The sequence below is a fragment of the Micromonospora echinofusca genome, assembly GCF_017614955.1.
Lineage (GTDB): Bacteria > Actinomycetota > Actinomycetes > Mycobacteriales > Micromonosporaceae > Micromonospora > Micromonospora echinofusca_A.
The window spans coordinates 1-7998 of sequence record NZ_WVUH01000329.1; the positions used below are offsets into that span (position 1 = coordinate 1).

4 protein-coding genes are annotated in these 7998 nt (G+C 73.6%); 3 read left to right on the forward strand and 1 reads right to left on the reverse strand.

Annotated elements, in window-relative coordinates:
• Window positions 1–1667, reverse strand: a 1667-nt coding sequence (locus GSF22_RS27290) for a hypothetical protein (protein WP_244454212.1), incomplete at its 3' end; no start/stop codon positions are given.
• 264 nt (window positions 1668–1931) lie between these two features.
• On the opposite strand from GSF22_RS27290, the gene GSF22_RS27295 reads away from it, so the two are divergent.
• From GSF22_RS27295 to GSF22_RS27305, 3 genes are all read left to right on the forward strand, one after another.
• A complete protein-coding gene (locus tag GSF22_RS27295; RefSeq protein WP_208816606.1) occupies window positions 1932–4934 on the forward strand; it encodes an SWIM zinc finger family protein in 3003 nt (1000 codons plus the stop codon).
• Window positions 4931–5992 (forward strand): ATP-binding protein, encoded by a 1062-nt coding sequence (locus GSF22_RS27300; RefSeq protein ID WP_208816607.1) that lies wholly within the window; start codon window positions 4931–4933, stop codon window positions 5990–5992. Before GSF22_RS27295 ends, GSF22_RS27300 begins: the two co-directional genes overlap by 4 nt.
• The coding region (locus GSF22_RS27305) for a DUF5682 family protein (protein ID WP_208816608.1) at window positions 5985–7998 on the forward strand (2014 nt) is incomplete at its 3' end. The genes GSF22_RS27300 and GSF22_RS27305, both read left to right, overlap by 8 nt.

The window sequence follows — 7998 nt, forward strand, 5'->3', positions numbered from 1 at the left end:
ACCCTGGCCCGCCCGACATCAAGCGCGCAGCCAGTGATGGATCCAATCGTCACCCCGCCAAACTTCACATCACCCGCCACCTGCATCTCATACAGATCGACTTGCCCATGAGCCACACAGTTACCATCGAGCAACAGATCACCCCCCAGTCGCATCTGCCGGCCGACCAGAGCCGCACCATCTTGGTTCGAGCCCGAAAATTTCACGTTGGTGCAACGCAACATGCCCCTGATTTCAGCGCCAACAAGATCAACGCAACCGCTCTCAACAATCCCACCAGTCAGGAGCAAATCGCCATCCACCTTCAGTCGCGCACCGAACACCGCCGCTCCACGAGCCGACTCGAAATGCCCACCGGAAAGGTCCAGGTCGCCGACCAAGCCAGCCTCCGCCAGTCGCAGACCACCGCCTACGACCACATTTCTCAAGAACGCACCCGACCCGATGCTGCTGAAATCCGCAACCAACGCGTCGCCGTCATCATCCCTACCGAGAATCTTCGCGGAAGAAAGGCTCAAGCTTCCCTTGATATCCGCACCCCGAATATTGACCGCACCACCAACAATCTGGGTCTCACCGAGGTTGATGTTCCCCTCGACCCGAATACGCATCGCCACCAGCGCGTACCCCTGAGTCGCAGCGAACCGGGCACCGGCGCCAACGATGTCTCCCGTCACGTTCGCCTCGGACAGGCATACCGTTCCTTCAGCCACGAAGTCACCGTTGAGAAAGAGCCCCGCGCCGACCTTGATGAAATCGATGGCGAACGCAATGCCGTCGTCGTCCCGGCCAGCGAGCTTCGCGCCCGGACAGTTGAGCTGGACAGCAATGTCCGCGCCCACCATCCTTACCGCCCCGGCTGTCACGATCAGGCGCTCAAACAGGAGGCTGCCCTTCACCCGTATTCCGTCGGCCCACAGAGCGACGCCTTCGTCATTACGGCCAGCCAGTCGCGCTTCCGTAAAGTCCACGTTCCCGGCAATGTCCGCACTGTTCAGCCGGACCGCGCCGGCGGCGGTGAAGCCGTCGTTGCACTGGATGCCCGCGCTGACCTTCAGGTCGTCCGCGACCAGGGCGTTGCCGCTGTCATCCCGACCCTTCAACTGGGCCCCGCTGCAATCCAGGCGCCCGGTGATGTCCGCGCCGCTCAGGATGAGCGGCCCGTGCAGCACCGAACCGGTCAGGTCGATGCCCTGCTTGACCTCGATGCCCTCGGCGGCCAGCCCGGTGGTCAGGTAGCAGCGGGTCATCGCCAGCCCGGGTACCTTCGCGCCGTGCAGGTTCACCGGCTCGGGCGCGTCCAGGTAGCAGGCGTCGAGGATGAGCGGGCAGCGCAGTTGGGCGTACTCCAGGTTGAGCGGCCCGGTGATGCGGACGCCGCGCAGCCGGAGTCCCTTCGCGTGCACGGGCGGTCCGTCCGGGTCGGCGAGCACCTGGTAGAGCACTCCGGCGCGGACCGTGCGCTCCGGCCCCCAGTCGCGCATCACGGTGAGGTCCGGGCCTTCCTCGGCGGCGAACTCCAGCCACTCCCCGGTCGCGACCTTGGTCAGCAGGTCCCGTTCCGGCCGGTGGTACCCCCGTCTGGTGCGCCAGGCGGGTGGTTGCTCGATCCGGGGCAGGGTGGCCGGACCGTCCACCAGCCCGTCGCCCGTGTCGGTCAATCCCATGAAGCGGGGTATAGACCGCAATCCGGCACCTAAACCCTACCTGTTCAGGCACGCCTCCCTCGATCCACTCCGTTCTCAGGAAACCGGACGGTCGGATCGGGACTGACCCACCGACCACCTGGAAACCGGGTGGATCATCGAGCGTGCTGGCACAGACGGTGCAGCTCGACAGGCGGCAAGTCAGGGGTCCGTCCTGCGTTGCCGGGCGGGCCCGTGACCGTGCCCGGGTACGACCGTGTCGTACCGGTCGCCTAGATTGCCGCCGTGCCCGTTGATCGTTGGTCCACCGCACAGGTCCTCGCCCTCGCCCCCGACGCCAGCTCCGCGAAGGGCGCCCGCAGCGTCAGCGGTGCCGCCAAATGGGCGGCCACCGGGCTGACCGACGACGTGCTCTGGGGGTTGTGCAAGGGCAGCGGCAGCAAGCCGTACCAGGTCTGCGTGGACCTGTCCGGTCCGGCGTACCGCTGCTCCTGCCCGAGCCGCAAGTTCCCCTGCAAGCATGCCCTGGGTCTGCTGCTGCTCTGGGCCTCCGGGGTGGACGGCGGATCGACCGCCCCGGACTGGGTGGTGGAGTGGCAGACCGCCCGCGCCGCGAAGGCCGCCAAGGCGGCAGCACCGAAGGCCGCCGCCGGCCCGACCGATCCGGCAGCCGCCGCCAAGCGGGCGGAGCAGCGGGGCGCCCGGGTGGCCGCCGGCCTGGACGAGCTGCGGCGCTGGCTCGACGACCAGGTGCAGCAGGGGCTCGCCGAGACGGGTAACGCCGGGCACCGCCCGTTCGAGACGGTGGCCGCCCGGCTGGTCGACGCCCAGGCACCCACGGTGGCCGCGACGGTACGCCGGTTGGGACAGGTGGCCGGGGTCGGCGCCCACTGGTCCGAGCGGCTCCTCGGCGAACTGGGGCTGGTGCGGCTGCTGGTGACCGCCGCCGGCCGGCTGGACGAACTGCCCGCCGACCTGGCCGCGACGGTACGCAGCCGGATCGGTTTTCCGGTGTCCAGCGAGGAGGTGCTGGCCGGCCCGCCGGTGCGGGACCGCTGGCAGGTGCTGGGTCAGGTGGACTCGACCGACGACAAGGTGACCACCCGGCGGACCTGGCTGCGGGGCGTCGACAGCGGTCGGTTCGCGCTGCTGCTCGCCTTCGCCGCGCCCGGTCAGGCGTTCCCCGCCGACGTGGTACCGGGTACCGAGGTCGACGCCGACCTGTACTTCCACCCGGGTGCCTGGCCACTGCGGGCGCTCGTCGGCGCCCGGCATGCGGCACCGGTGCCGCTGGACACCCCGGCCGGGGCGGTCGGGGTACGCGACGCGCTGGTGCAGTACGCCGCCGCGCTGGCCGCCGATCCGTGGCGGGAGACGGTGCCGGTGCTGCTGGCCGGGGTCGTACCGAGCGGCGACGGTCACCTGGTGGATGCTGCCGGTGACGCGCTCCCGCTCACCCCGGGGTACGACGAGCCGTGGTGGCTGCTCGCCGCCGCCGGGGGCCGGCCGGCCACCCTCGCCGGGGAGTACGGCCCGGACGGGCTGCGCCCGCTGGCGGCCTGGCCGGACCGGCAGTACCAGCCCGCCGCAGCGGGGGCCGGGGCCGGGGTCGCCCGACGGGCCACCGGACTGCCGGCCGAACTGCTCTCCGCCGCGCTGGTGGGTACCGGGCGCCGCCCGTGGGCTGGTGGCCCCGTGCCGGTGGGTGGGCGACCGCTCGGCGTCGGCGGGGACGACTCGGCCGGCTCGCTGCTGGAGGCGGCGGCGGTCGCGGTGACCTACCTACGCGCATCCGGTACCCCGGTGCCGGGCCGGGTGCCGGTGGACCCGGCGCCGACCGAGAGTGTGCCGGTGGTGCCACCTGCGGCGGCGGCCCGGCTGCACCTGCTGCTCGCCGAGGGCGGCGCGCCCGGGGGCGCCCAGGTCCAGCAGGATCTGCTCGCCGAGTGGCTGCGGCTGGCCGCCGCCGGACCGGTGGTACTGCCACCGGAGGCCCTGCCGGCACTGCTGGACGCCGGGCGCCGCAGTACGGCACTGCGCCCGTTGCTGGCCCGGCTGGCCGGTCAACGGGGTCGGTGGTTGGCCGGCCAGCGCCCGGAGTGGGGGTACCTGCTCGACGAGGCACCGGCCCCGATGGTCCCCGCCGACGGGGCGCCGTCCCCAGCGGTCCCCGCCGACACGACGCCGCCGCCGGTGGTCGCCGCCGACGCGACGGCACCCGGATCCACCGGCACGGTCGGCGAGGCGTCGGTCGGGATCTGGGAGACCGGGACGGGCGGGGAACGGCTGGCGTACCTGACCCGGCTGCGGTCCCAGTGCCCGGACGCCGGTCGGGAACTGCTGGAGAGCACCTTCGCCACGGAGAGCGCGCCGGACCGGGCCCGGTTCGTCGAGGCGCTGCGGGTGGGCCTCTCCCCGGCCGACGACGGCTTCCTGGAGCGGGCGTTGGACGACCGGCGCCGGGAGGTCCGGCAGGCCGCCGTGGAGCTGCTGCGCCGGCTGCCCGGCTCCGGACTGCGGCAGCGGATGGCGGACCGGGCGCTGGCCGTGGTCCGGTTGGACGACGACCGGCTGGTGGTCGACCCGCCGGCCGGGTGTGACGCGGCGATGCGGCGGGACGGGGTGGACCCGCAGCCGCCCCGGGGCGTCGGGCCCGGCGCCTGGTTGCTGGAGGAGATCCTCGCGGCCACTCCCCTGGCCACCTGGACCGATCTCACCGGTCGGCCGCCGGCCGGGCTGCTGGCGCTGCCGGTCGGCGACGACTGGGCCCCGGTGCTGCGCCGGGGCTGGGCCCGGGCAGCGGTCGACCAGCAGGACGTGGCCTGGGCGGACGCCCTCGTCGACGGCGTCGACGCGCCGACCGGGCGGCAGTCGGCCGACCTGCCGGACGCGCTGCGGTGGCGGCTGCACGAACTGCTCCCCGCCGACCGGCTCACCCGGCTGGCCGCCGACACCCTGCGCAGCGACCCGAACCGGGCGCACCGGCTGCTGGGGCTGCATCCCGGCCCCTGGCCCGACGAGCTGGCCGACACGGTCGCCGACACGATCGGGCGACGCGCCCGGGGCAACGACAACACCTGGCACCTGGCCGAGCTGTGCCGGCTCGCCGCGCTGGCCATGCCGCCCCACTACACCGACCGGATCAGCCGCCTCGCCGAGGCGCTCGATGCCGACGGTACCGGCGCCACCGAGGTGCCGACCCGTACCGATGCGGCCCGGGTGCGCACCGTGAGCCAGCTCGCCGCCGTACTCGCCTTCCGTTCCGAGATGCACAAGGAGTTCCGTTGACCGCGTTGCGCCCCCATGCCGAGCAGCAGTACGCCGACGAGCTGGCCGCGCTGGCCGCCGGGGACGACCGGCCGCGTCCGCCCGGCTGGCGGCTGTCGCCGCAGGCGGTGGTGACCTACCTGCTCGGCGACGGCGCCAAGATCACCCCGAAGTACGTGGGGCCCCGCCGGTTGATGGAGATCGCGGTGGCGACGCTCGCCACCGACCGGGCGCTGCTGCTGCTGGGTGTGCCGGGTACGGCGAAGACCTGGGTCTCGGAGCACCTGGCCGCCGCCGTCTCCGGCGACTCGACGCTGCTGGTGCAGGGCACCGCCGGTACCGCCGAGGAGGCGATCCGGTACGGCTGGAACTACGCCCGGCTGCTCGCCGAGGGACCGTCCCCGGCCGCGCTGGTGGCCAGCCCGGTGATGCGGGCGATGGAGACCGGCGCCATCGCCCGGGTCGAGGAGCTGACCCGGGTGCCGTCGGACGTGCAGGACGCGCTCATCACCGTCCTGTCCGAAAAGACCCTGCCGGTGCCGGAGCTGAACACCGAGGTGCAGGCGCAGCGGGGCTTCAACATCATCGCCACCGCGAACGACCGGGACCGTGGGGTGAACGAGCTGTCCAGCGCGTTGCGCCGCCGGTTCAACACGGTGGTGCTGCCGGTGCCGGCCTCCGCCGACGAGGAGGTGGAGATCGTCTCCCGTCGGGTGGCGCAGCTCGGCCGGTCCCTCGACCTGCCCGAGGTGCCGACGGCGGTCGAGGAGATCCGCCGGGTGGTCACCGTCTTCCGGGAGTTGCGGTCCGGGTTGACCGAGGACGGCCGGACGAAACTGAAGTCCCCCACCGGCACCCTCTCCACCGCCGAGGCGATCTCCGTGCTGACCAACGGGATGGCATTGGCCGCCCACTTCGGTGACGGGGTGCTGCGCCCTGCCGACGTGGCGGCCGGCATCGTCGGCGCGGTCGTCAAGGATCCGGTCTCCGACGCGGTGGTGTGGCGGGAGTACCTGGAGACCGTGGTCCGGGAACGCGCGGACTGGCGGGCCTTCTACCGAGCCGCCCGCGATGCCTGAGCGGTTCTACGGGATCCGGCACCACGGTCCCGGTTCGGCCCGCGCGGTCGTGGCGGCGCTGGCCGAACAGCGCCCCGACGTGCTGCTGGTGGAGGGCCCGCCGGAGGCCGACGAGCTGGTCCGGTGGGTGGCCGACGAGCGGCTCGAACCGCCGGTGGCGCTACTCGGGTACGCCACCGACGATCCCCGCCGGGCCGGGTTCTGGCCGTTCGCGGTCTTCTCCCCGGAGTGGCAGGCGATCCGCTGGGCGGTCGACAACGGCGTGCCGGTGCGGTTCTTCGACCTGCCGTACGCCTACCGGCTGGCCGAACCGGACGAGCAGCCGGGCGAGCAGGCCGAACCGGGCGAGCAGGCCGAACCGGGCGAGCAGGCCGAACCGGGCGAGCCGTCCGGCGAGCAGCCCGGTGAACAGGTCGAACCGGACGCGCAGCCCGGCGCCGGTGCGGACCGTGGTGAACAGCGACGGCGGCCGGTCGACCCGATCGGGGAGCTGGCCGTCGCAGCCGGGTACGACGACCCGGAACGCTGGTGGGAGGACGTGGTCGAGCACCGGGGCGCACCGGCGTTCGAGGCGGTCGCCGAGGCGATGGCCGCGATCCGGGAGGGCGCCCCGGAGGACCCGGACGACCTGCTCCGTGAGGCGTACATGCGCACCGTGCTGCGGCAGACCCGACGCGGGTACGACAACGTCGCCGTGGTGTGCGGGGCGTGGCACGTACCGGCGCTGACCGCGAGGGTCCCGGCCGGCGCGGACGCCGCGCTGCTCAAGGGGCGCCGGAAGACGAAGGTGACCTTCACCTGGGTGCCGTGGACCTACGGGCGGCTCGCCTCGTGGCAGGGGTACGCGGCGGGCGTCCGTTCCCCCGGCTGGTACCACCACCTGTTCAGTGCCCCGGACGAGGTGGTCACCCGGTGGTTGGTGGCCGCCGCCGGGGTGCTCCGGGACGAGGGGGTGCCGGCATCCTCCGCGCACGTCATCGAGGCCGCCCGGTTGGCGGAGACGCTGGCCACCCTGCGTGGCCGGCCGCTGGCCGGGCTGGCCGAGCTGACCGAGGCCAGCGAGGCGGTGCTCTGCGAGGGCGAGCCGCTGCGGCTGGAGCTGATCAACCGGCGGTTGGTGGTCGGGGAACGGCTCGGTGCGGTACCGGACGACATGCCGGCGGTGCCGCTGGCCCGGGACCTCGCCGCCCAGCAGCGCAGCCTGCGACTGAAGCCGGAGGCGCTGGACCGGGAACTCGACCTGGACCTGCGCCGGGACACCGACCTGGCGCGGAGCCGGCTGCTGCACCGGTTGCGGCTGCTCGGCGTGCCGTGGGGCGAGCCGACCGGCGGTCGCCGGAGCACCGGCACGTTCCGCGAGCAGTGGCGGCTGCGCTGGGAGCCGGAGTTCGCGGTACGGCTGGTGGAGGCGAGCGCCCACGGCACCACCGTGGACGCGGCGGCGACCGCCTCGGTGGCCACCCGGGCGCAGGCCGCCGAGAGCCTCGCCGAGGTGACCGCGCTGGTGGAGGTCTGTCTGCTCGCCGACCTGCCCGAGGCGTACCCACCGGTGCTGCGCGCCCTGGACACCCGGGCCGCCCTCGACGCGGACGTCGGGCACCTGATGGCGGCGTTCCCCGCCCTGGCCCGCACGCTGCGGTACGGCGACGTGCGCCGGACCGAGCTGGGTGGGCTGGCCGGGGTGACCACCGGCATCCTGGCCCGGGTCTGTGCCGCGCTGCCGGCCGCCGTGGGTGGGCTCGCCGACCCGGCGGCCCGGACCCTGCGGGACCGGATCGACGGGGTCCAGGCCGCCGTGGGTCTGCTCGACGACGGGGTACGCGACCGCTGGCTGGACACCCTCACCTCGGTGGCCGGCCGGGACGACCTGCCGGGGCTGCTCGCCGGCCGGTTGACCCGGCTGCTGCACGACGCCGGCCGGCTGGACCGGGACGAGGTACGCCGCCGGATGGGGTTGCCGCTGACCGTGGGTACCGCACCGGCGGAGGGGGCCGCCTGGGTGGAGG